The organism is Cellulomonas sp. P4_H4 (genome assembly GCF_056400865.1).
Genome location: NZ_JBFUKL010000001.1, coordinates 820,775 through 842,901 on the forward strand (window position 1 = coordinate 820,775; position 22,127 = coordinate 842,901).

A 22,127-nucleotide genomic window follows, 5' to 3' on the forward strand; every position below is an offset into this window, starting at 1 on the left:
AACGACCGGGGCGTTCACCGTTCGAGCGGTCGCCCGTCATCGGTTTGTCCGTTCAGGCCGGTCCGGTACCGTGCCACACCTGCCAGACCAGCCTTTTCGGTGTCTGGCCGACGACGACGACGAGGACCGCAGCACTGTGACTTCCGCCAACCCGCCCCGCCCGGCCCCGGCTCGTCCACGCCGCCGGGGCCCGCTCGTGCCCACCCTGATCGTGCTGGGCGCGCTCGTGGTCCTCGTCCTGATCCTGGCCCAGGTGTGGACCGAGGTCCTCTGGTACCGCCAGCTCGGCTTCGGCCAGGTGCTGCTCACCGAGTGGGGCACGCGGCTGATCCTGTTCGTCGCGGGCTTCCTGATCATGGCCGGCGCGGTGGGCTGGAGCCTGAACTTCGGCTACCGGTCGCGGCCGGTCTACGCGCCGTCCACGCAGGAGCAGGCCAACCTCGACCAGTACCGCGAGGCGATCGAGCCGCTGCGCAGGCTCGTCATGATCGTCGGACCGGCGGTGCTCGGCCTGTTCGCGGGCGCGGCGGCGTCGCAGCAGTGGGCGACCATCCAGCTCTGGATCCACGGCGGGACCGTGGGCGAGGTCGACCCGCAGTACAACATCGACCTCGGCTTCTACATGTTCACGCTGCCGGGCCTGCGGTTCATCACGTCGTTCCTGATGGCCGTCGCCGTGCTCGCCGGCATCGGCGCCGTCGCGACGCAGTACCTCTACGGCGGGCTGCGGATCGGTGGCCAGCGCGGCGGGGCGCCGCGGACCACCCGGGCGGCTCGCGTCCAGCTCTCGGTCATCGCCGCGGTGATCATGCTGCTGATCGCCGCGAACTACTGGCTGGACCGCTACTCGATCCTGACCAAGAGCCAGGGCAACAAGTTCGCAGGCGCCTCGTTCACGGACGTGCACGCGGTCATCCCGTCCAAGGCGATCCTCGCGGGCATCGCGGTCTTCGTCGCCGTGATGTTCATCGCGACCGCCGTGCGCGGCAACTGGCGGCTGCCCGCGATCGGCGTCGGCCTGATGGTCGTCGCCGCGATCGCCGTCGGCGGGATCTACCCGGCCGTCGTGCAGAAGTTCCAGGTCCAGCCGAACCAGCAGGACGCCGAGGCGGACTACATCGCCCGGAACATCAACGCGACGCTCGACGCCTACGGTCTGCAGGACGTCGAGAAGACGGACTACACGGCCAAGGTGACGGCCGAGGCCGGGGCTCTGCGGCAGGACGCCGAGACGACCGCGTCGATCCGGCTCCTCGACCCCCAGGTCGTCAGCCCCTCGTTCAAGCAGCTCGAGCAGATCCGAGGCTTCTACGACTTCCCGGACTCGCTGGCGGTGGACCGCTACGAGGTCAACGGTGAGAGCCGCGACACGGTGATCGCGGTGCGCGAGCTCGACCTCGGCGGCCTGAACGCCCAGCAGCGCAACTGGACCAACGACGCGACGGTCTACACGCACGGGTTCGGCGTCGTGGCCGCTTTCGGCAACACGACCGCCGCGCGCGGCGCCCCCGACTTCTGGGAGGGCGGCATCCCGTCGACCGGTGACATGGGCGAGTACGAGCCCCGGATCTACTTCAGCCCGAAGTCGCCCGAGTACTCGATCGTCGGAGGACCGGAGGGCACCACGGGCTGGGAGCTCGACTACCCGGACGACAAGTCCTCGGGCGCGGTCAACACCCGCTTCCCGACGCAGACCGTCAGCGCCGGCCCGAGCATCGGCGACCCGCTGAACAAGCTGCTCTACGCGCTGAAGTTCGGCCAGGGCAACATCCTGTTCTCCGACCGCGTCACCGACGACTCGCAGATCCTCTACGACCGCGACCCGCGCGAGCGCGTGCAGAAGGTGGCCCCCTACCTGACGCTCGACGGCCGCGTGTACCCGGCGGTCGTGAACGGTGAGGTCAAGTGGATCGTCGACGGCTACACGACGACGGACCAGTACCCCTACTCGGCGTCACGCTCGCTGGACGCCGCGACGACGGACTCGCTGACCGAGACGTCGGAGACCATCCAGGCGCTGCAGCCGAAGAACGTGAACTACATCCGCAACTCGGTGAAGGCCACGGTCGACGCCTACGACGGCTCGGTCACGCTCTACGCGTGGGACGCCGACGACCCGATCCTCAAGGCGTGGTCCAAGACCTTCCCGTCGACGCTCAAGCCGATCTCCGAGATCGACGGCGCCACGATGAGCCACCTGCGCTACCCCGAGGACCTGTTCAAGGTGCAGCGCAACCTGCTCACCAGCTATCACGTCACGGACGCCGGGCAGTTCTTCTCGGGCAACGACTTCTGGAACAACCCGGACGACCCGACGAGCACGGTCGCCGTCCCGCAGCCGCCGTACTACCTGACCTTGAAGATGCCCGACCAGAAGGACGCCAAGTTCTCGCTCATGTCGACGTTCATCCCGACCGGCAACGCCCGTAACGTGCTCACCGGCTACCTCGCGGTGGACGCGGACGCGGGCAACGTGGCGGGCAAGCCGTCGGAGGACTACGGCAAGCTGCGGCTGCTCGAGCTGCCCCGCGACTCGACCGTCCCCGGCCCCGGCCAGATGAACAACAACTTCACGTCCGACCCGACGGTCTCCAACGAGCTCAACATCCTGGGCCGTGGTGACTCGAAGGTCCGGCGCGGCAACCTGCTCACCCTTCCGGTCGGCGGCGGCCTGCTGTACGTGCAGCCCGTCTACGTCCAGGCCGCCAGCGGCACGACGTTCCCGCTGCTGCAGCGCGTGCTGGTCGGCTTCGGCGACAACATCGGCTTCGCGGACACCCTCGACGGTGCCCTCGACCAGGTGTTCGGCGGCGACTCCGGTGCGGACGCCGGCGACGCCGGCACGGATCCCGGCGCCGAGCCCACGACGCCGCCCGACGACACGGGTGGTGGCACGGACGACGGCGGAGGCACTGTCAGCCCCGACGACCAGGCCGCCGCCCGCGCCGACCTGACCAAGGCGCTCCAGCAGGCCAACAAGGCGATCCAGGACGGCCAGGCCGCCCTCGCGATCGGCGACTTCGCCGCCTACGGCGAGGCCCAGAAGAGCCTCGACTCGGCGATCGACGCCGCGCTCGCGGCCGAGGCGCGGCTGAACCCGTGACGCTTCCCGACCGGCGGTTGTGACGTACGCAACCGCCGGTCGGGCCGCCAGGATTTGGGTGCTCCTGCGGGGTGCGATAGGTTGTACTCACCGACGCGGGGTGGAGCAGCTCGGTAGCTCGCTGGGCTCATAACCCAGAGGTCGCAGGTTCAAATCCTGCCCCCGCTACAACATGACGAAGGCCCGGACCTGATGGTCCGGGCCTTCGTCGTTCGAGCAGTCGATCGCGGGTGCGGACGCGCGTCCGCGGTGATCGCTCCACCGGCCGCATGCCTGACGACATCGGCCACGGCGTACCTCCGCGTCACCGCACCTCATCAGTCGCCCTCCGGGGGCGCGGGGGCTCCGTCGTGCTCGTCGCGCTCGGCCCAGCGCAGCAGCGGCGCCAGGTCGAACACCGCGTCGTCGATCCCGGCATGGAGGTCGCCGAGCTCGGCATACCGTGCGGGGACCGTGCGCAGGGTGCAGTCGCGAGGATCGACGTCGTCGATCTCGTCCCAGCGCAAGGGCGTCGACACCGTGGCGTCCGGAGTTCCGCGCACCGAGTAGGCCGAGGCGATGGTGTGGTCGCGCGCGTTCTGGTTGTAGTCGACGAACACGAGCGACGGGTCCCGGTCGCGCCGCCACCACTCGGTCGTGACGTCGTCCGGTGCACGGCGCTCCAGCTCCCGCGCGAAGGCGAGCGCCGCCCGGCGCACGTCCGCGAACCCGAGTGCGGGCGCAACCCGGACGTAGACATGCAGGCCGGAGCCTCCGGAGGTCTTCGGCCAGCCGACCGCGCCCAGCTCGTCCAGGACGTCCTGTGCCAGGTGCGCCACCCGCCGCACCCGGTCGAAGGGGCAGTCGGGCATCGGGTCGAGGTCGATGCGCCACTCGTCAGGGCGTTCGGTGTCGGCCCGGCGACTGTTCCACGGGTGGAACTCGACCGTCGACATCTGCACCGCCCAGATCACGTGGGCCAGCTCGGTCACGCACAGCTCGTCGGCGGTGCGGCCGTAGCGCGGGAAGTAGACCTCCACCGTCTCCATCCACGGCGGCGCGCCGCGTGGCAGCCGCTTCTGGTGCACCTTCTCCCCGGCGACGCCCGTCGGGTAGCGGTGCAGCATGCACGGGCGATCCCGCAGCGCACGCACGACCCCGTCACCCACGGCGAGGTAGTAGTTCGCGAGGTCGAGCTTGGTCGCTCCGCTGGTGGGGAAGTAGACGCGGTCGGGGTTGGAGAGCCGCACGGTGCGGGACCCGACCTCGAGCTCGATCGCGGGTGAGTGTTCCGGGGCCATTCCTCATTCAAGCGCGCTGCGTGGCTCCGCGGCGCGTCGATCGGAGCGGACGCGCGCGCTCTCTGACCGGCCGATGCCTACGCGGCCCTCAAGTCGGCGGCGAGTGGGTTCCCCGCCCGGCGCACGTGGTCGCGCGCGTGCGCGACGGCGGCGTCCAGGTCGTCGAACAGGTGCGCGTGATGGCGCAGCGCGTCGAGCACGCCGACGGTGCGGAACAGCTCGACGTGCCCGTCGCGCACACCCTTGATGAGCACCGTCACGTCACGGGCCTCGAGCCGCTGCACGATCTCGCTGAGCACGTGGGCCCCTGTGGCGTCGACGAGCTCGAGCTGCGACATGCGCAGGACGACGACCGTCACGTCGTCGAGCCCCGTGACCTCGTCGAGCACGCGGTCGGCGGCGGCGAAGAAGAGCGGTCCGTCGATGCGGACGATCGCGATCCGCTCGTCGCCGGGCTGTGGCTTGCCCGGCACCGGCTCGCGGGCGACACCCGCGGCGCGGGCGAGGCCACGCAGGGCGAACGCACCCGCGACGACGACGCCGATGGCGACGGCGACGATGAGGTCGACCGAGACCGTGACGACGGCCGTCACGACGAAGGCGACGGCGTCGGCGCGGGTCGAACGCAGGATCGACCGGGCGGTCGCGACGTGCACCATGCGCACGGCGGTCACCATCAGCACGCCGGACAGTGCGGCCAGGGGGATCTGGGCGACCGGGCCAGCGACGACGAGAACCACGAGGAGCAGGACGAGCGCGTGCGCCGCGGCGGCGGCCCGGGTGCGCGCACCCGATCGGACGTTGACCGCCGTGCGGGCGATCGCCCCGGTCGCCGGCATCCCTCCGAAGAGGCCGGCTGCGAGCGACGCCAGACCCTGGCCGAGCAGCTCGCGGTCGGGGTCGTACGCGCCGGTGTCCGCGACGGAGGCGGCGACCCGGGCCGACAGCAACGACTCGATCGCCGCGAGCGCCGCCACCGTGAGCGCTGCGGGGAGCAGCGCCTGCATGGTCGCCGGGTCGAGGGCGGGGAGCGCGGGGGCCGGCAACGAGTGCGGGAGGGCGCCGATGGTCGCGAGCGGGGCGTGCAGGGCGAGCGTCGCGAGCGTCACCAGGATGATGCCGACGAGCGATCCGGGGATGCCGCGTCGCAGCCGGGGGAGCAGCAGCATGCAGGCGGCCACGACGCCCACGGCGGCGAGCGACCACGCGAGCGTGACGGGATCGGCGTGCGTCAACGAGGAGACCGCTGAGGCGACGACGTTGGTGTGCGGTCCTGACGTCCCGTCGGCTCCGGTCAGGGCGGGCACCTGCTGCAGGAAGATGATGACGGCGATCCCGAGCGTGAACCCCTCGATGACGGGCCACGGGATGAACGACACCGCTCGGCCCAGCCGGGCGACGCCCGCGAGGACGACCAGGACCCCTGCCATGAGCGTCACGAGCGCCACGGCCCCGACGCCGTGTGCCGCGACGACGGGCGCCAGGACGACGACCATGGCTCCCGTCGGTCCGGACACCTGGACGTGGGAGCCGCCGAACACCGCCGCGACCAGCCCAGCGACGATCGCGGTGACCAGCCCGGCTTCTGCGCCGGCGCCGGACGCGATGCCGAAGCCAAGCGCCAGCGGAAGGGCGACGATGCCGACGGTGAGTCCCGCGAGCAGGTCGCCGCGCCACGAGCGGGGGAGCTCGGCGTAGTCGGCCCGGCTCGGGAGCAGACGCAGTGCGGACGCCCGCAGCCGCGTCATCGAGACAGGGCGGGCAGGCCCGCGACGTCGTCGAGCATGGCGCTGTCGGTGGTCACGATGTCCACGAGCAGCCGACGGGCGACCGCGAGCAGCTCGGCGACCTCCGGGTGCGCCAGTCGGTAGTGCACGTGGCTCGCGCGCCGGTCGGACTCGACCAGGCGGTGGCGGCGCAAGACGGCCAGGTGCTGCGACAGGTGTGACGCCTCGAGCCCGGTCTGCGCCTGGAGCTCGGCGACGGTGTGCTCCTCGCCGTCGGCCAGAAGCTCGAGGAGTCGGATCCGGAACGGGTGGGACAGGCCCTTGAACAGGCCCGCCTTGACCTCGTACAGGGGGCGCTGACTCCGGGAGAACGGCTGACTGTGCGGCATGATGAAATCATCATATCGCGTCGCCCACGGCGATCGAGCGCGACCTTCGATCCTCACCACGGAATCACTTGTCTCTACAACCATCGAGGAGTAGAGTCTTAGTTGTAGATACAAGTAATTACCCGAGCGAGGAGCAGGACCGTGGCGAACTTCAGCATCATCGGAACCGGCAGCATGGCGAACGCGATCGGCGGAGTCCTGGCCGACGGCGGCAACGACGTCGCCTACGTCACGCGTGAGGACGTCGGCACGGCGCCGCTGGGCGACACGGTGATCCTCGCGGTGCCGTACGCCGCCGTGGACGGCATCGTCGACAGCTACGGCGACCAGCTCGCAGGCAAGACCGTCGTCGACATCACGAACCCGCTGAACTTCGAGACGTTCGACTCGCTCGTCGTGCCCGCGGGAAGCTCTGCCGCCGCGGAGATCGCCGCGAAGCTCCCGGCCTCGAAGGTCCTCAAGGCGTTCAACACCACGTTCGCCGCGACGCTGTCCTCGAAGCAGGTCGGCGGATCGCCGACGACCGTCCTGGTGGCGGGCGACGACAACGACGCCAAGTCGGCCCTCATCGCGGCCGTCGAGTCCGGTGGGGTCAAGGGCGTCGACGCCGGCTCGCTGGCCCGCGCGCACGAGCTCGAGGCGATCGGGTTCCAGCAGCTGGTCCTCGCCGTCGGCGAGAAGATCTCGTGGACCGGCGGCTTCGGCGTCCTCTGACCACCAGCGTCCGACCCGACCCGGGCCGCTCCGCGATCACCGTCGCGGAGCGGCCCGCGTGCGTTACATCTCCTCCGCGCTCCCGGAGACCCGCACCCGGCCCTCGCGCGGTACCTCCACGACGAGCAGCGACGGTCGCCCCGCCTCGGCACCCTGGTCGACGGTGAGCACCGCGGGTGCGTCGACGTGCCCGCGGGTCCGCAGGTACGCGCCGAGGCCGGCCGCGGCTGACCCCGTCGCCGGATCCTCCCGGATGCCACCGCGTGGGAACGGGTTGCGCGAGGCAAACCGGGTTGCCGTGAGCCGCTCGACGACGGGCACCGTGCCGTCCCACCCCTGACGGTCCTGCAGCTTCAGCACCGCGTCGCCGTCGTGGTCGAGCCGTTCGAGGACGCCGGCCCGCACCGCGACGAGTGGGTGCAGGTTGCCACCGTGCACGAGCGCCGGACGCATCACGGGGTCGAGGTCGCCCCGGTCGAGCCGTAGAGCGGTCAGCAGCTCGTCGAGGAGGCCGTCGTCGAGGTCCTCGACCTCGGTGTCGACGGCCACCAGCGTCGCCCGTTCCGTGGTCACCTCCACGGGGACGAGCCCGGCGTTCGTCGTCAGCCGCACCACGTCGGCCGAGCCGCGCTGCCGTGCCAGGGCCACCCCCGACGCGATCGTCGCGTGGCCGCAGAACGCGATCTCCGCGCGCGGGGTGAAGTACCGCACGCGCGCGGCGTCATGGTCGATCGACGTGAGGAAGGCCGTCTCGCTGAAGCCGAGCTCTGCCGCGATCCGGAGCATCTCGGCGTCGGTGAGCTCCTCGGCATCCAGCACGACGCCGGCCGGGTTCCCGGACTCAGGGCTGGGCTCGGCAGTGGTGAACGCCCGGTACCTCAGGATCTTCATGCGCCGATCCTGGCGTGGACCGTCCGCGAGCGCGATGGCCAATCAGACGGTGCTGGCCCTTCCGGCGCCCGACGCCGGGTCCCGGGCGAGGCGCCTGCTGCGGTCTCGTTGATAGGCGCAGCCGAGCCGGTCGAAGGTGACGGCGAGGTCGTCGACCCGGGCGAGGCTGCCCGTCGCCAGGGCTTCGGCCCGGTGCACCACGGCCGCCGCCACCGGGTTGCCGCGAGCGGCGTGAGCCGCCGCGGTCACCCGTGAGGAGGCGTCCGGGTGGGCCGACAGGACGGCGGACTCGGCCCACACGGCGGCGTACCACGGCAGCCACAGCCCCGTGTTCCAGGCCCGCCAGAGGGGGTCGTCGGGGTGCACGGTGAGGCGCTCCTGCGCGGCGGCCACGTCGCCGCGGTCGAGCAGGAGGATCGCGTCGAGGGTCGGCGCCCAACCGGTGGAGGCATCGGTCGTCGTCCCGTTCCGCGCGGCAAGCAGGTGCTCGGTGGCCCGTCGCCACTCGTCGCGCTCGTCCTGGTGGTCCAGCAGCCCGTGCGCGAGCGCGAGCGAGTAGGTCCCCACCGCCAGGGTCGACGCCCGGTGCCGCCCGGCACGCTCCCACGAGGCACGGAACCGCTCGCCTCGCTCGACCGCGCCGCCCAGGTCTCCGGACAGGACGTCGACCTCGAGGCGACGGGCGAGCGCCGGGTGCTCGTAGTCGCGGTAGCACGGCAGCGCCGCCAGCTGCTCGGCGTACGCGACGGAGCGTGGCAGGTCCCCGGCGGCCAGCGCGACCTCGCAGCCCATCAGCAGGTAGTCGTTGAAGGCATAGGCGCTCGCGGCGTCGAGCGGGACGTCGCGGAGCAGGCGACCCCGTTCGTCGAGCACCCGGAGGGCGTCGGAGATCTCGTTCCGCGTGAGGTGGGCGCCGCACAGCTGGTCGAGGGCGTGGGAGGCCGCGATCGGACGTCCTGCCGCTTCGGCGCGCGCCGCTGCCGAACGGGCAGCGGGCTCCGCGCGAGGGTCGGCCTCGCTCAGGTGCGTCGCCGCCGCGACCGCGACGGTCGCCTCGGCCCGCGAGCCCGCTGGTGCCAGGCGGTCCGCCTCCGACAGCGCCCGCTCGGTCACGTCCGCCGGCGGGGGATGGGCCATGATCCCGGGTGCCAGGTTGGCGTAGATCACCTGCCACGCCAGGGCGTCCGCGGCCGCGGCGAGGTCCCCGTCGAGGACGGCCGCGGCGTGGGTCTCCTCGAGCAGACGCATCGCCTCGTCGCCGACGAGCCGGGCCGCCGCCGCCCCCGCGGCGAGCCGCAGCAGCCGGACGCGCTCACCTCCGGTCGTGCCGGCCGCCAGACGCTCGAAGCAGAGCTGGGCTTCCTCGAGCCGACCCCGTTGCACCAGCTCCTCGGCGAACCTCTCCCCGAGCGGACTGCCGGCGCCCGTCCGGTCCACGGCGACGCGCGCCTCCGTGGAGAGCGCGTCGAACGCGTCGCACCACGCCGCGTCTCGCGGGCCGCGCCCCAGCGACTCCAGCTCGGAGGCGACCCACGCGGCGTGCCGAGCCTCCGCGCTCGCGGCCCGTGACCCCAGCCGCTTGGCGGCGAACTGTCGGACGACCTCCTGGAACCTGTACCGCGTGGGCTCGCCGACGTTCACCTGGAGCAGGTGCTGGTCGGCCAGACGGGCCAGAGCCTGCGCGGCGTCCGCCGCGGACCGGTCCGCGGCGAGGACCCCGTGCGTCGCGAGACCGGTGAACCAGGACGCGAACACCGAGCACACCTCGAACACCTCACGGTCGGGGTCGTCGAGGAGGGCGACGCTCCACGCGATCGTGCTGCGCAGCGACCGCTGCCGGGGTCCGTCGTCGCGACCGCCGAGCAGCCGGAGCGGATCGTCCAGTCCCGCCGCCAGCCCGTCGAACCCCAGCGACGGGTAGCGCGCCGCCGCGAGCTCGATCGCCAGTGCCATGCCCTCCAGCCGCGAGCACAGGTCCGCGACCCGCGACGGGTCCACGTCCGAAGGGCCACCGGCGGAGGCCGCTCGGTCGCAGAACAGGGAGACCGCGTCGTCGTCCCCGAGCCCGGGCAGCTCGTAGACCCATTCGTACGACGCTCCGAGCCGCGCCCGGCTCGTGGCCACGATCGTGACCCGAGGGCACTCGGTGAGCACGCGGTCCACGAAGCGGTCCACCTCGGCCAGCACGTGCTCGCAGTTGTCCAGCACGAGCACGCCGTCGGCACGCGCCAGCACCGAGCGGAGCGCCTCGGTGACCGAACCACCCGGCGGCTCGACGACGCCGACCGCCGACGCGACCGCCGTCACGACCGATCGGCCGTCGGCGACCAGGCTGAGGTCGGCGAACCAGCCGCCGTCGGGCCGCTCGCGGGCGACCTGCTCGGCGGTGCGTACCGTCAGCCTCGTCTTGCCGACGCCGCCCGGCCCGGTGACGGTCACCATCCGCCGTTCGGCGAGGGCCGTCGCGAGGGTGGCTCCCTCCGCCTCGCGCCCGACGAAGCCGCTGCCCGGGACCGGCCAGCGGACGCGACCTCGCAGGAGCCCCAGCTGGTCCGCCCGGCGGGCGAGGCTCCGCCGGTCGGCGACGTCGAGCTTGCGGATCAAGGACGACAGGTGCGACTCGACGGTCCGCACCGAGACGACGAGCCGGTCCGCGATCTGCGCGTTGGTGAGGTGCCCGGCCACGAGCACGAGGACGTCATGCTCACGGTCGGTCACGCCCCACGCGCGCGCGGACGGTCCCGTCACCTGCCCAGTCTCGGCGTTGCCGGACCCCTGTGGCCAGACCGCCGAGATCCGTGGTGGCCACGGATGCCCGGCCGTCGTCCCCGGGGCGAGCGTGGGACGTACCGAAACCGAGGAGGACGCCATGTCGTTCGACGCAGCTGTGTACAAGACCACCACCCGCCGGCAGTGGGAGGAGGCGGCAGAGGCCTGGCACCGGTGGGGGCCGACCCTGGAGGAGTGGCAGGGCGACGCGACGCGGGCCATGCTCGACGCCGCAGGGGTGGGGCCGCAGAGCCGGGTGCTCGACGTCGCCGGTGGGGCGGGCGGGCAGGCGCTCGCGGCCGCACGACGTACGGGCCCGGACGGGTCCGTCCTGGTCACCGACGTGTCGCCCACGATCCTCGGCTACGCCGGTCGCGACGCCGCCGAGGCCGGCCTGCGGCACGTGACGACCGCAGAGGTCGACGGCGAGGACCTCGTCGGACGGTGGCCGGGTGCGTTCGACGCGGCGATCTGCCGGGTCGGACTCATCTACTTCCCCGACCAGCTGCTCGCTCTGAAGGGGATCCGTGACTCGTTGCGCGAGGGCGGAAGCTTCGCGGCCGTCGTGTACTCGGGCGCCGACCGCAACCGCTTCTTCTCGGTGCCCGTCTCGATCATCCGGGAGTGCGCGGCACTGCCCGCTCCCCAGCCCGGCCAACCGGGGCCGTTCAGCCTGGGGGATCCCACCGTGGCTCGGGACCTGCTGACCGGTGCGGGCTTCCGTGACGTCGAGGTGCACACGCTCGCCGCGCCGCTCCGGCTGACGTCCGCGGCGGAGTGCGTGCGCTTCGAGCGGGAGTCGTTCGGAGCGCTGCACCAGATGCTCGCCGGTGTGCCCGAGTCCGACCGCGAAGGGGTCTGGAAGCAGATCGAGCAGGCGTTGTCGGAGTACGACGACGGCGCGGGATTCGTCGGCCCGTGCGAGCTCCACGTGCTGGCCGGCACCCGATGAACCGCCGCTACGTCGTCGCAGCCGTCCAGGCCTCCTACGTGCTGCTGGACCGCGAAGCCACGCTGGACCGCGTCGAGGAGCTGGTCGCCGAGGCGGCCGACCTGGGCGCACGTCTGGTCGTCTTCCCCGAGGCCTTCGTCCCCGGGCCGGCGACCGCGCGGCTCGGTGCGGTAGCGCGCGCGGCCGGGGTGCACGTGGTGATCGGCGTCCAGGAGCGAGAGCCGCACGGCACCACGATCTACAACACCACGCTGTACATCGGTCCCGACGGACGGCTGCTCGGCAAGCACCGCAAGCTGGTGCCCACCGGGTCCGAGCGCACGGTGTGGGCTCCGGGCGACGGATCCACCCTCGACGTGGTGCCGACCGCGCTCGGCCTGCTCGGAGGCCTGATCTGCTGGGAGAACCGCATGCCGCTGGCGCGGTTCCACCAGTACGCGCAGGGCGTGGAGGTATGGCTGGCGCCCACCCTTGCCCGCGGCGACGGCTGGGTCGCGACGATGCAGCACATCGCCCTGGAGGGACGGGTCTGGGTCGTCGGGGTCAACCCCGTCCTGCGTTCGGACCAGCTCCCGGCGGACCTCCCCGACCGGCACCGGATCGCCCCCGAGCCCGACCCCGGCGACGGTGACTGGATCGAGCCGGGCAACACGGTGATCTGCGACCCCGGCGGACGGGTCGTCGCAGGGCCCCTGCGGCATGCGGAGGGGATCCTCACCGCGGAGATCGACCTCGACCTGGTGGCGGAGGCGCGTCGGCTGTTCGACCCCGTCGGGCACTACCACCGCCCCGACGTCTTCGAGCTGCACGTCGACACCCGCCCCCGTCCCGTGGTCACCACGCGAACCTGAGCGGAACGGTGCTCGCGCTCATCAGAGGCCGGCTGCGAGGCCGAGGGCCCTGGCCTCCGGGAGCTCCACTCGCGTGACGAACGGTGAGGTCATCGCCCGCACCAGTGCGCCGTAGCCGAGCTGGAACCGGATCTCGTCGCCGACGGCGATCTGCTCGTCGCCGATGTCGAGGACCAGGTGGTCGCTGCTCATCCCGAGCACGGAGATCCCGACCGGTGGGGTGAGACCGTCGAGGTCGACGTCCTGGCGACCGAGGGCCACGATCGCCTGCCGGCGCGTCCCTCTCCCTGCACGGGCCGGCGGTTCGCCGTATGCGGACTGCGCCCGGGTTCCCCAGGACCGGGCGGGCTTCTCGGCGACCTCGATGACCTCGCCGACCAGGGTGAACGCGTTCGTGCTCAGTCCCGTGATCGGTGTGCGGCCAAGCGGCTCGGTGCCGAGCAGGATCGCCTCACCGAGTCGCAGCTGGTTGGTGCGTCCGGGCTCGGTCGTCGTCAGTGCCCACTCGAGGTTGGCGGAGTTGCCGCCGGAGACGACGTCGAGCGTGATGCGGTGGCGGGCCTCGGTCTCGTCGACGAGCCGGTGCAGGACGCCCATGTTCGCGTCGTCCGGCACCACTCCGTTCTGGCAGGCGAGGTTGGCTCCCAGCCCGATCAGCCGGAGCGACCGCGACGTCAGGACGACCCGGACCGCTGCCGCCACGTCGTCGACGGCGATCCCCTCGCGGAGGTCGCCGAGCTCGACCATCAGGATCACGTCGTGGCGGATCCCGGCCTGATGCGCGGCGCCGTCGAGGGCCGCAAGCACGGCGGCCTCGGTGTTCAGGCTTGCGGTCGCGGTACGGACCACGCGTCCCACCTGGCTGATCATGGGTGAACGGATCAGCGTGCGCGGCGCAGGTCCGTCGAGGCCAGTCAGGCGAGCAAGGTTCTCGACCCGGGAGTCACCCAGGCCGACGGCTCCACCGCGGAGCATCGCAGCGGCAACTCGCGGTGAGCCGAGGGTGGCCTTGGTGACCCCGAGGACCCCGATGTGGTGCGCCGCCAGACGGTCCACCAGGACGCGGGTGTTGCGCTGGACCACGTCGAGGTCGATCTCGATCCGTGGGGCGCTCACCCCAGGGTCGAGATGTGGGGTGCAGTCGTCGGTGCAAGATCGGGGAACGCGCCCAGGACCATGTCGACCAGGTCCTGGCCGGGCCGGGTCAGCGGGTCCGTGACCGGGAGAGCGAGCTCCAGCCGGTGCTCGGCGATGGACTCGTCGAGCTCGAGGGCCGTCATCTCCTCGTGGTTGATCGTCACCCCGATCACGCGGGTGTCGGCGAACGCCTCGATCATCGCGATCTCGCTGGCGACGGTCGGCATCGGCATCATCGGGAAGTCCCCGAGCACCTTGCGCTTCGGAGCGTGCTGCACGATCACGCCCTGCGGGCGGCTGCCTCGAAGGATGTGTCCCGAGGTCAGGTAGGCCGGGTGGCTGAGCGCGCCCTGCCCTTCGACGACGATCACGTCCGGGTTCTCGCCCTCGAACGCGGCGACGACCTGGTGCTCGACCTCACCGGAGCAGAACTGCGGGACCAGGGCGTCCAGCGCGACGCCGTACTTGCCGCCCTGGATCAAGGTGGTCTGGCCGGTTCCGACCATGACCGCTTTGATCCCCCGAGCGTTCAGGGCCTGGACCAGCAGCGTCGCGGTGGTCCGCTTGCCGATGGCGCCGTCGGTACCCAGGACCGCGATCCGAGGGCACGTGACGTCGAAGATCCGGCCGGAGAAGAGGTGCAGGTCACGCGCGGCCTTCGGGCGGCGCACGTCGGTGATGGTCACCCCGGCGATCAGCGCGGCGGCGACGAACTCGGCGTCGTCGTTGAGGAACTCGTGCAGGCCGTTGATGATGTGCATGCCTCGGGCGATCCCGTCGAGCAGCACGACCCGCTGGGCCCCGGACAGCAGGCCGTCGGCCGGCGCCAGACCGCAGATCAGGTAGTCCGGGACCTGCCGGGCATCGGCGACGGCGTCGCTCAGGGACGCGACGACCGGGATGCCGTTCGGGATCCCGTCGAGGAACTCCCCGGCGTCGGCCCCGGCGCACCTGCTGTCGATGACGCTGAGGATCACGTACTTCTCGGAGTGGCGGACCAGACCGTTGCCGGTCTTGCCGTCCTGCTCCCCGAACTGGCCCTCGCAGTAGACGACGGCGGTCGAGCCGACCGGGAGGTCGAAGGGAGCGGCCGGCTCTGTCTCGAGACCCTGCCAGGCGTCGAGAGGTGAGGAGCTGTTGGTAGGCGCAGACACGTGGGTTCCTCTGAGAAGGCTCAGAGGAGGCGACGGGAATCGTGGCCGGGTGATGAGCCCAACGGTCAACGAGTGGTCTGCACTGAGTGCCAGCAAGGTTGCCGGCACGAGCGACACTAGCCGCTCGTCGCCGACAACCGTGCATCGCGCCCTCGGCCCGGTCGACCGGTCGGTGCCGCCGGCACCCTCGTCGGCTCGTCGAGGGAGGACTACCGTCGGGAACGGTCCAGGGATGGGCCCGCACCCGGATGGGCTGGTGCGGAGACGCCCGGCGCACCCGACTGTGCACGTGTCAAGGTCGCCGAGGGGAGGGCCCCATGGGTCCGCGACGAATTCTGCTGGTGCTCGGATCTGCGCTTCTGCTGCTGCTCACGCCGTCCGCGGCGTACGCCCACCACCCGTCACTCGATCCCACGCCGACCCGACGGCGTTCGAGGTGATCAGGGGCAAGGCGTACGTGCTGACGCTCGGTGGCGAGGTCTGGACGGTGGACCTGCGCCACTCCTGACGAGCACGCTCGATCGACGGCGGCCGGGGTCGAGGTCTCGGCCGCCGCCGGGCCGCGTCCGCTCGCCCTGGCTGACCCGCAGCCGCTCGCGCGTGAGCGCCGGCCGCTAGGGAGCGTCGCCCGGCAGCGGCGGAACCAGGAGTCGGCACGCCCCCGGCTCGGCGAACGGCACGAGGACGCTCCCGGTCGGGTCGGCCCCGAGCTCGCTCAGGACACCGCGGACGATGCCGAGGTGGACCCCGCAGACGACGTCCGGGTGGCGGTGCGCGGCCTCGAGCAGGGGGCAGCGGGTCAGACGGATCTCGGCGGGCAGCTTCGCAGAGCTCTCGGGCGCGAAGCCCAGCTCGCCGAGGAGCTGCACGACCTCGTCGCGCGCGGCCTCGGGGGAGTCCGGTGCGTGGTGCCGGTCTCGCGCGAGCTCACGGCCCCACTCTTCGCCGGCGGCGGTGGCGGCCCCGGCGGGGTCGTCGCTCGTGTGGGAGATCGCTGCAGCGAGCGCCGCGGCGAGGCCGGCGTACTCCGAACCGGTCCGCTCCTCGCCCGCCACCTCGTAGAGCCACGCCGGGCGGCCGCGACCGGTGGGTTCTGCGCGATGACGGCGGACGAGACCGCGTTGCACGAGTGCGGTGAGGTGCTCGCGCAGGGTGTTCTCGTGGAGGCCGGTCGCGTTCACGAGGCTCGCCAGGGTCAGGGCCTCCGGCTGGTCGCGCAGCCTGTCCATGATCGCGGCCCGCGGCGCCGACAAGGGCCGGACGGGAGCCCCCGTGCGAGGCCCGAAACGCTTGTTATTTTCCACGGAGGTAAGTGTAGTAAATATAGGGGGCACCGGCCACCACCCGGCGGCCACCCAGGAGGAGTCAGGACATGGACGCCCTAGTCATCGCCTCAGACCAGGCCGACGCGCGCGCCGCGCAGGCGATCGAGCGACACCACGCTCAGCTAGCTCTCACCCTCGCGCTCAAGGTCGAGTCGATGACCGCTCTCGCGCGTGCCGACCGGACGATCGACGAGGGGGTACGTGCTGACCTCGTCGACTGGTGCAGCACCGAGCTCGTCCCGCACGCACTGGCGGAGGAGACGACGCTCTACCGGGCAGCCGCCCAGCGACCCGAGGGCCGGCTCCTCGTCGAGGCGATGCTCGCCGAGCACCAGCTCCTCATCGGTCTCGTCGAGACGTTCCGGGCGGCCCCCGACGCCGTCTCCGCGGCCGTCGCGGCCGGGGCGCTCCTCGTCGTGTTCGAGTCCCACCTGGCCAAGGAGAACGAGCAGGTCATCCCGCTGCTGGTCGGGGCGCCCGACGTGTCGGTGGCCGAGCTGCTGGACGGGGTGCACGAGCTGCTCGGAGGGGACGAGAAGGAGGCCGGCTGCGGCGGGAGCTGCGGCTGCAACGAGGAGGACGAGTCCGAGCTGCCGGAGCTCGACGCACGCGTGATCCCGCACGCCATCCGTCACGCGACGATCTTCGGAGCGCTGGACGCCGTGCAGCCGGGGCGTGGCCTGGTGCTCGTCGCACCGCACGACCCGCTGCCGTTGCTGGCCCAGCTGGAGGCGCGTTCGCCGGGCGAGTTCACGGTCTACTACCTCGAGCAGGGGCCTGACGCATGGCGCCTGAGCCTCATGCGCGCGGACCGGGTTGCGCGTCATGGCTGACAGCGGCACCGCCGGCGGCCAGTATGAACAAGGTGACGCCGTGCAACGCCGCTCGACGCTCGTGACGACGCTCGACGGCCCTGACACGGTCAGGTCGCCGTGGCTGATGCTGACCCTGGCGACCATCGGGTTCGCGGTCAACTTCTGGGCCTGGGCGCTGCTCAGCCCGCTCGGCCCGCTGTTCCGCGACCAGGGCACCCTCGGGGAGCTCACCGAGTCCGACGTCGCACTGATGGTCGCCGTCCCGGTGGTCGTGGGCTCTCTCGGCCGCATCGTGGTCGGAGCGCTGACCGACAAGTTCGGCGGCCGCGTCATGTTCCCGCTGGTCTCGGCCGCGACGATCGTCCCGGTCCTGTTCCTGGCGTTCTTCGCGCTGGACTCGTACGCCCTGATCCTGCTGGGCGGCTTCTTCCTCGGCATCGGCGGCACGGCGTTCGCTGTGGGCGTGCCGTTCGTGAACTCGTGGTTCCCGCCGGACAAGCGCGGGCTCGCCATCGGCATCTTCGGTGTCGGCATGGGCGGCACGGCCATCAGCGCCCTCACGACGGTCAAGCTCTACACGAACGTGGGGGAGATGGCCCCCTTCCTGATCACGGCGGTCGTCCTCGCCGTGTACGCCGTGGTGTCGTGGGTGCTCATGCGCGACGCCCCCGGCCGCGTCGTCCCGACGACGCCACTGGTGCCCCGCCTCGTCGCCAACGCCAAGCTCTCGATCACCTGGCAGGCGTGCATCCTGTACGCGGTGGCGTTCGGCGGCTACGTGGCCTTCTCGGTCTACCTGCCGGCCTACCTGAAGACCGCGCACGGCCTGACGCCCGCTGACGCGGCCAACCGGATGGCCGGGTTCGTCGTCGTCGCGGTGATCATGCGTGCGGTCGGTGGGTGGCTCTCCGACAAGGTCGGCGCGATCCGGGTGCTCGCCGTCGGGTTCGCCGTGGTCGCGGTCTGCGCGGCGATCTCGGCCGGCACGCCGCCCTTGAACGGCGTCGGGACGGTCGCCTTCCTCGCGATGGCGGCCGCGCTCGGGTCCGGCAGCGGTGCGACGTTCGCCCTGATCGCAAAGGTCACCGAGCCGTCGCGGGTCGGCGGTGTCACCGGGCTCGTCGGCGCGGCCGGTGGGCTGGGCGGCTTCGTCCCGCCGCTGATCATGGGCTACGTCTACGGGCGGACCGAGTCCTACGGCATCGGCCTGTGGCTCCTGTCGATCACGGCCGCGCTCACGCTCGTCCTCACGCTCACCGTCGTCCGTTCGACCGCACGTGCCTACGACCGTTCCGTCGAGAAGAGGTTGACGCCGTGACTCAGAAGCCGGGCCTGGACGGCCGCCTCAGCGATGCGCTGGTGAGCAGTCGTCGCTATTTCACCAAGGGCAAGGTCTCCGACGACCTGCGCACCCTGACGAAGGAGGGTGGACGCCAGGCCGACGACTTCTACCGCGACCGCTGGAGCCACGACAAGGTGGTCCGGTCGACCCACGGCGTGAACTGCACGGGCTCGTGCTCGTGGAAGGTGTACGTCAAGGACGGGATCATCACCTGGGAGACGCAGCAGACCGACTACCCGTCCGTCGGGCCCGACAAGCCGGAGTACGAGCCCCGCGGCTGCCCGCGCGGGGCGGCCTTCTCCTGGTACACGTACTCCCCGACGCGGGTGCGGTACCCGTACGTCCGTGGCGTGCTGCTGCAGATGTACCGCGCCGCCAAGGCCCAGTACGACGGCGACCCGGTCAAGGCCTGGGCGCACATCGTCGACAACCCCCAGCGGGCGAAGGCCTACAAGTCCGCGCGAGGCAAGGGTGGCCTCGTCCGCGCGACCTGGGAGGAGGCCACCGAGATGGTGGCCGCCGCCTACGTGCACACCATCGACAAGTGGGGCCCCGACAGGGTCGCCGGCTTCTCGCCGATCCCCGCGATGTCGATGGTCTCGCACGCCTCCGGGGCGCGGTTCACGTCGATGATCGGTGGCTCGATGCTGTCGTTCTACGACTGGTACGCGGACCTGCCGGTCGCCTCCCCGCAGGTGTTCGGCGACCAGACCGACGTGCCCGAGTCGGGCGACTGGTGGGACGCCGGCTACCTGATCATGTGGGGCTCCAACGTCCCGGTGACCCGCACGCCCGACGCGCACTGGATGACCGAGGCCCGCTACCGCGGCCAGAAGGTCATCGCCGTCTCGCCCGACTACGCCGACAACGTCAAGTTCGCCGACGAGTGGCTGGCCATCAAGCCCGGGACCGACGGCGCGCTCGCGATGGCGATGGGCCACGTGATCCTCAAAGAGTTCTTCGTCGACCGCACGACGCCGTACTTCACGGACTACACCAAGAAGTTCACGGACCTGCCGTACCTGGTCGCGCTCGACGAGGTCAGCGACGACCTGTACCGGGCCGGAAAGTTTCTCACCGCCGCGGACCTGCCGGAGCACGCCGCAGTCGAGAACGCCCACTTCAAGACCGTGATCCTGGACTCCGCCACCGGAATGCCGGTCGTGCCCAACGGGTCGCTCGGCCACCGGTTCGGCGACGAGGGGGTGGGCCGCTGGAACCTCGACCTCGACGGCGTCGACCCGCTGCTGAGCCTGCACGACGCCGGCGTCGACTCGGTCCTCGTCGAGCTGCCTCGGTTCGACAACGTCGACGGGTCTCCCGGCTCGCTGCCGCGCGCGGTCCCCGTGCGCCGGGTCGCCGGACGCCTGGTCACCACGGTCTTCGACCTGATGCTCGCCCAGTACGGCGTGGGCCGCGACGGCCTGGCCGGCGACTACGCGACGGGCTATGACGACGCGACCGCGCCCTACACGCCGGCGTGGCAGGAGGGCATCACGGGTGTCCCGGCCGCCGCCGCGAGCCGGATCGCGCGCGAGTTCGCGGCGAACGCGGAGGAGTCGAACGGCCGGTCGATGATCCTCATGGGCGCCGGCACCAACCACTGGTTCCACTCCGACACGATCTACCGCGGCTTCCTCGGGCTCACCACGCTCACCGGCTGCCAGGGCGTCAACGGTGGGGGTTGGGCGCACTACGTCGGCCAGGAGAAGTGCCGCCCGGTCACCGGCTGGGCGCAGCTCGCGTTCGGCCTCGACTGGAAGCGCCCGCCGCGTCAGATGATCCACACCGCGTACTGGTACCTGCACACCAACCAGTACCGCTACGACACGTTCTCGGCGGACACCGTCTCGGCCGCGACCGGCACGGGCAAGCTCGCCGGGCTCAGCACTGCGGACGTGATCGCCAAGAGCGCCCGCATGGGGTGGATGCCCTCGTACCCCACCTTCAACCGCAACCCGCTCGACCTGGCCGACGAGGCGGCCGAGGCGGGTCGCCCGGTCGGCGAGCACGTGGTCGACCAGCTGAAGTCGGGCGCCCTGCGGTTCGCCGCGGAGGACCCGGACGCGCCGGAGAACTTCCCGCGCATCCTCGCGATCTGGCGGGCCAACCTGCTCGGCTCCTCGGGCAAGGGCAACGAGTACTTCCTCAAGCACCTGCTGGGCACCGACAACTCGCTGCGCGCCACCGAGGCCGCCGAGAGCCAGCGGCCGAAGGACGTCGAGTGGCACGAGCACGCACCCGAAGGAAAGCTCGACCTGCTCCTCACCCTGGACTTTCGGCAGACGAGCACCACGATCTTCTCCGACGTCGTGCTCCCGGCCGCGACCTGGTACGAGAAGCACGACCTCAACACCACCGACATGCACCCGTTCGTGCACTCGTTCAACCCCGCGATCGCCCCGCCGTGGCAGACGCGGACCGACTGGGACGCCTGGCAGACCATCGCCACGAAGTTCTCCGAGCTCGCCGCGGGCCGGCTCGACACCCGTCGCGACGTCGTGGCGGTGCCGCTCCTGCACGACACGCCGGACGCGATGGCCAACCCGCACGGCGTCGTGCGGGACTGGAAGCTCGGCGAGTGCGAGCCGATCCCCGGCGTCACGATGCCGAAGATCGTCGAGGTCGAGCGTGACTTCACGGCCGTCGGTGCGCAGATGCAGGCCCTCGGTCCGCTGCTGGACACGCTCGGCACCACGACCAAGGGCGTCACCTACGACGTGACCGCGTCGATCGACTACCTGCGGGCCAAGAACGGTGCCGTCCGCGGCGGACCCGGTGACGGCCGCCCGTCGCTCAAGCGCGACGTGCACGCCTGCGAGGCGATCCTCGCGCTGTCCGGGACCACCAACGGTCACCTGGCGACGCAGGGCTTCAAGACGCTCGAGAAGCGCACCGGGACGAAGCTGGCCGATCTGGCGGCCGAGCACGAGGGCAAGCAGATCACCTTCGCCGACACCCAGGCAGCGCCGGTCCCGGTGATCACCTCGCCCGAGTGGTCGGGCTCGGAGTCCGGGGGCCGGCGGTACTCGCCGTTCACCATCAACGTCGAGCGGCTCAAGCCGTGGCACACCTTGACCGGTCGACAGCACTTCTACCTCGACCACGACTGGATGACCGAGCTCGGGGAGGGGCTGCCGGTCTACCGGCCACCGCTGAACATGGGCGCGCTGTTCGCCGAACCCGCCATCGGCACGGTCGGCGAGGCGATGGGCGAGCTGAGCGTCACCGTGCGGTACCTGACGCCGCACAACAAGTGGTCCATCCACTCCGAGTACCAGGACAACCTGTTCATGCTGTCGCTGTCGCGCGGCGGTCAGACGATCTGGATGAGCGACAAGGACGCCGCCAAGGTCGGGGTCTCGGACAACGACTGGATCGAGGCGGTCAACCGCAACGGCGTCGTCGTGGCGCGCGCGATCGTCTCGCACCGGATGCCCGAGGGCACCGTCTACATGCACCACGCCCAGGACCGGCTCATCGACGTCCCGCTCGCGGAGACGTCGGGCAAGCGTGGCGGGATCCACAACTCGCTGACCCGGATCCTGGTCAAGCCCAGCCACGTCATCGGCGGCTACGCGCAGCTGTCCTTCGCGTTCAACTACCTCGGCCCTACGGGCAACCAGCGCGACGAGGTCACGGTCATCCGCCGGCGCAACCAAGACGTCGAGTATTGAG

General features: G+C 71.5%; 15 protein-coding genes and 1 tRNA gene. 8 read left to right on the plus strand and 8 right to left on the minus strand.

The genetic code is table 11. From position 1 onward, the window contains the following. Positions 1–136 precede the first annotated feature (136 nt). Together AC1DPN_RS04095 and AC1DPN_RS04100 are read left to right on the plus strand one after the other, a co-directional pair. Complete coding sequence (locus AC1DPN_RS04095) at positions 137–3,103, plus strand: UPF0182 family membrane protein (protein WP_477083421.1); 2,967 nt, start codon at positions 137–139, stop codon at positions 3,101–3,103. 94 nt (positions 3,104–3,197) lie between these two features. After that, a tRNA-Met gene (locus tag AC1DPN_RS04100) sits at positions 3,198–3,271 on the plus strand. A gap of 149 nt (positions 3,272–3,420) precedes the next feature. Here AC1DPN_RS04100 and ligD read toward each other — a convergent pair. From ligD to AC1DPN_RS04115, 3 genes are all read right to left on the minus strand, one after another. Beyond that, positions 3,421–4,383 (minus strand): non-homologous end-joining DNA ligase, encoded by a 963-nt coding sequence (ligD, locus tag AC1DPN_RS04105; protein WP_477083422.1) that lies wholly within the window; start codon positions 4,381–4,383, stop codon positions 3,421–3,423. Positions 4,384–4,460: 77 nt separating this feature from the next. Further along, on the minus strand, positions 4,461–6,131 hold the full coding sequence (locus AC1DPN_RS04110; RefSeq protein ID WP_477083423.1) for a SulP family inorganic anion transporter: 1,671 nt from the start codon (positions 6,129–6,131) through the stop codon (positions 4,461–4,463). Further along, on the minus strand, positions 6,128–6,499 hold the full coding sequence (locus AC1DPN_RS04115) for an ArsR/SmtB family transcription factor (RefSeq protein ID WP_477083424.1): 372 nt from the start codon (positions 6,497–6,499) through the stop codon (positions 6,128–6,130). The genes AC1DPN_RS04110 and AC1DPN_RS04115 overlap by 4 nt, the downstream gene beginning before the upstream one ends. Before the next feature lie 141 nt (positions 6,500–6,640). Between AC1DPN_RS04115 and AC1DPN_RS04120 the strand changes: the two genes are divergently transcribed. Beyond that, positions 6,641–7,213, plus strand: coding sequence for an NADPH-dependent F420 reductase (locus AC1DPN_RS04120; RefSeq protein WP_477083425.1), 573 nt, complete (start codon positions 6,641–6,643; stop codon positions 7,211–7,213). A 63-nt stretch (positions 7,214–7,276) separates the two neighbouring features. Here the strand turns inward: AC1DPN_RS04120 and AC1DPN_RS04125 are convergent, their stop codons facing one another. Both AC1DPN_RS04125 and AC1DPN_RS04130 read right to left on the minus strand, forming a co-directional pair. Beyond that, positions 7,277–8,104 carry a PhzF family phenazine biosynthesis protein gene (locus AC1DPN_RS04125; protein WP_477083426.1) on the minus strand — a complete coding sequence of 276 codons (828 nt, stop codon included), beginning with the start codon at positions 8,102–8,104 and terminating at the stop codon, positions 7,277–7,279. Between the two features lie 42 nt (positions 8,105–8,146). Then, positions 8,147–10,852, minus strand: coding sequence for an ATP-binding protein (locus AC1DPN_RS04130; protein ID WP_477083427.1), 2,706 nt, complete (start codon positions 10,850–10,852; stop codon positions 8,147–8,149). Between the two features lie 121 nt (positions 10,853–10,973). On the opposite strand from AC1DPN_RS04130, the gene AC1DPN_RS04135 reads away from it, so the two are divergent. Together AC1DPN_RS04135 and AC1DPN_RS04140 are read left to right on the plus strand one after the other, a co-directional pair. Continuing rightward, complete coding sequence (locus AC1DPN_RS04135; RefSeq protein WP_477083428.1) at positions 10,974–11,825, plus strand: class I SAM-dependent methyltransferase; 852 nt, start codon at positions 10,974–10,976, stop codon at positions 11,823–11,825. Next, positions 11,822–12,676, plus strand: coding sequence for a carbon-nitrogen hydrolase family protein (locus AC1DPN_RS04140; RefSeq protein ID WP_477083429.1), 855 nt, complete (start codon positions 11,822–11,824; stop codon positions 12,674–12,676). Before AC1DPN_RS04135 ends, AC1DPN_RS04140 begins: the two co-directional genes overlap by 4 nt. Positions 12,677–12,697: 21 nt before the next feature. On the opposite strand, the gene AC1DPN_RS04145 is transcribed toward AC1DPN_RS04140, so the two are convergent. The 3 genes from AC1DPN_RS04145 to AC1DPN_RS04155 form a co-directional block, all read right to left on the minus strand. Next, positions 12,698–13,792, minus strand: a complete 1,095-nt coding sequence (locus tag AC1DPN_RS04145; RefSeq protein ID WP_477083430.1) for an alanine/ornithine racemase family PLP-dependent enzyme — start codon at positions 13,790–13,792, stop codon at positions 12,698–12,700. Beyond that, positions 13,789–14,967: an N-acetyltransferase DgcN family protein gene (locus AC1DPN_RS04150; RefSeq protein WP_477083431.1), complete on the minus strand. Its 1,179-nt coding sequence runs from the start codon at positions 14,965–14,967 to the stop codon at positions 13,789–13,791. Before AC1DPN_RS04150 ends, AC1DPN_RS04145 begins: the two co-directional genes overlap by 4 nt. Positions 14,968–15,581: 614 nt before the next feature. Continuing rightward, positions 15,582–16,271: a helix-turn-helix transcriptional regulator gene (locus AC1DPN_RS04155; RefSeq protein WP_477083432.1), complete on the minus strand. Its 690-nt coding sequence runs from the start codon at positions 16,269–16,271 to the stop codon at positions 15,582–15,584. A gap of 68 nt (positions 16,272–16,339) precedes the next feature. Between AC1DPN_RS04155 and AC1DPN_RS04160 the strand changes: the two genes are divergently transcribed. Genes AC1DPN_RS04160 through AC1DPN_RS04170 form a run of 3 tightly spaced genes read left to right on the plus strand, consistent with a single transcriptional unit; the run spans position 16,340 to position 22,126 of the window. Continuing rightward, on the plus strand, positions 16,340–17,125 hold the full coding sequence (locus tag AC1DPN_RS04160; RefSeq protein ID WP_477083433.1) for a DUF2249 domain-containing protein: 786 nt from the start codon (positions 16,340–16,342) through the stop codon (positions 17,123–17,125). Then, complete coding sequence (locus tag AC1DPN_RS04165; RefSeq protein WP_477083434.1) at positions 17,118–18,425, plus strand: MFS transporter; 1,308 nt, start codon at positions 17,118–17,120, stop codon at positions 18,423–18,425. Before AC1DPN_RS04160 ends, AC1DPN_RS04165 begins: the two co-directional genes overlap by 8 nt. Beyond that, entirely contained in the window at positions 18,422–22,126 is a 3,705-nt protein-coding gene (locus AC1DPN_RS04170; RefSeq protein WP_477083435.1) for a nitrate reductase subunit alpha, read from the plus strand. Before AC1DPN_RS04165 ends, AC1DPN_RS04170 begins: the two co-directional genes overlap by 4 nt. Position 22,127 lies beyond the last annotated feature (1 nt).

Coding starts and splice junctions, on each gene's coding strand:
- AC1DPN_RS04135 (WP_477083428.1), top strand. CDS start 10,974: ATGTCGTTCGACGCAGCTGTGTACAAGACCACCACCCGCCGGCAGTGG.
- AC1DPN_RS04110 (WP_477083423.1), bottom strand. CDS start 6,131: ATGACGCGGCTGCGGGCGTCCGCACTGCGTCTGCTCCCGAGCCGGGCC.
- AC1DPN_RS04160 (WP_477083433.1), top strand. CDS start 16,340: ATGGACGCCCTAGTCATCGCCTCAGACCAGGCCGACGCGCGCGCCGCG.
- ligD (WP_477083422.1), bottom strand. CDS start 4,383: ATGGCCCCGGAACACTCACCCGCGATCGAGCTCGAGGTCGGGTCCCGC.
- AC1DPN_RS04125 (WP_477083426.1), bottom strand. CDS start 8,104: ATGAAGATCCTGAGGTACCGGGCGTTCACCACTGCCGAGCCCAGCCCT.
- AC1DPN_RS04165 (WP_477083434.1), top strand. CDS start 17,118: ATGGCTGACAGCGGCACCGCCGGCGGCCAGTATGAACAAGGTGACGCC.
- AC1DPN_RS04140 (WP_477083429.1), top strand. CDS start 11,822: ATGAACCGCCGCTACGTCGTCGCAGCCGTCCAGGCCTCCTACGTGCTG.
- AC1DPN_RS04115 (WP_477083424.1), bottom strand. CDS start 6,499: ATGCCGCACAGTCAGCCGTTCTCCCGGAGTCAGCGCCCCCTGTACGAG.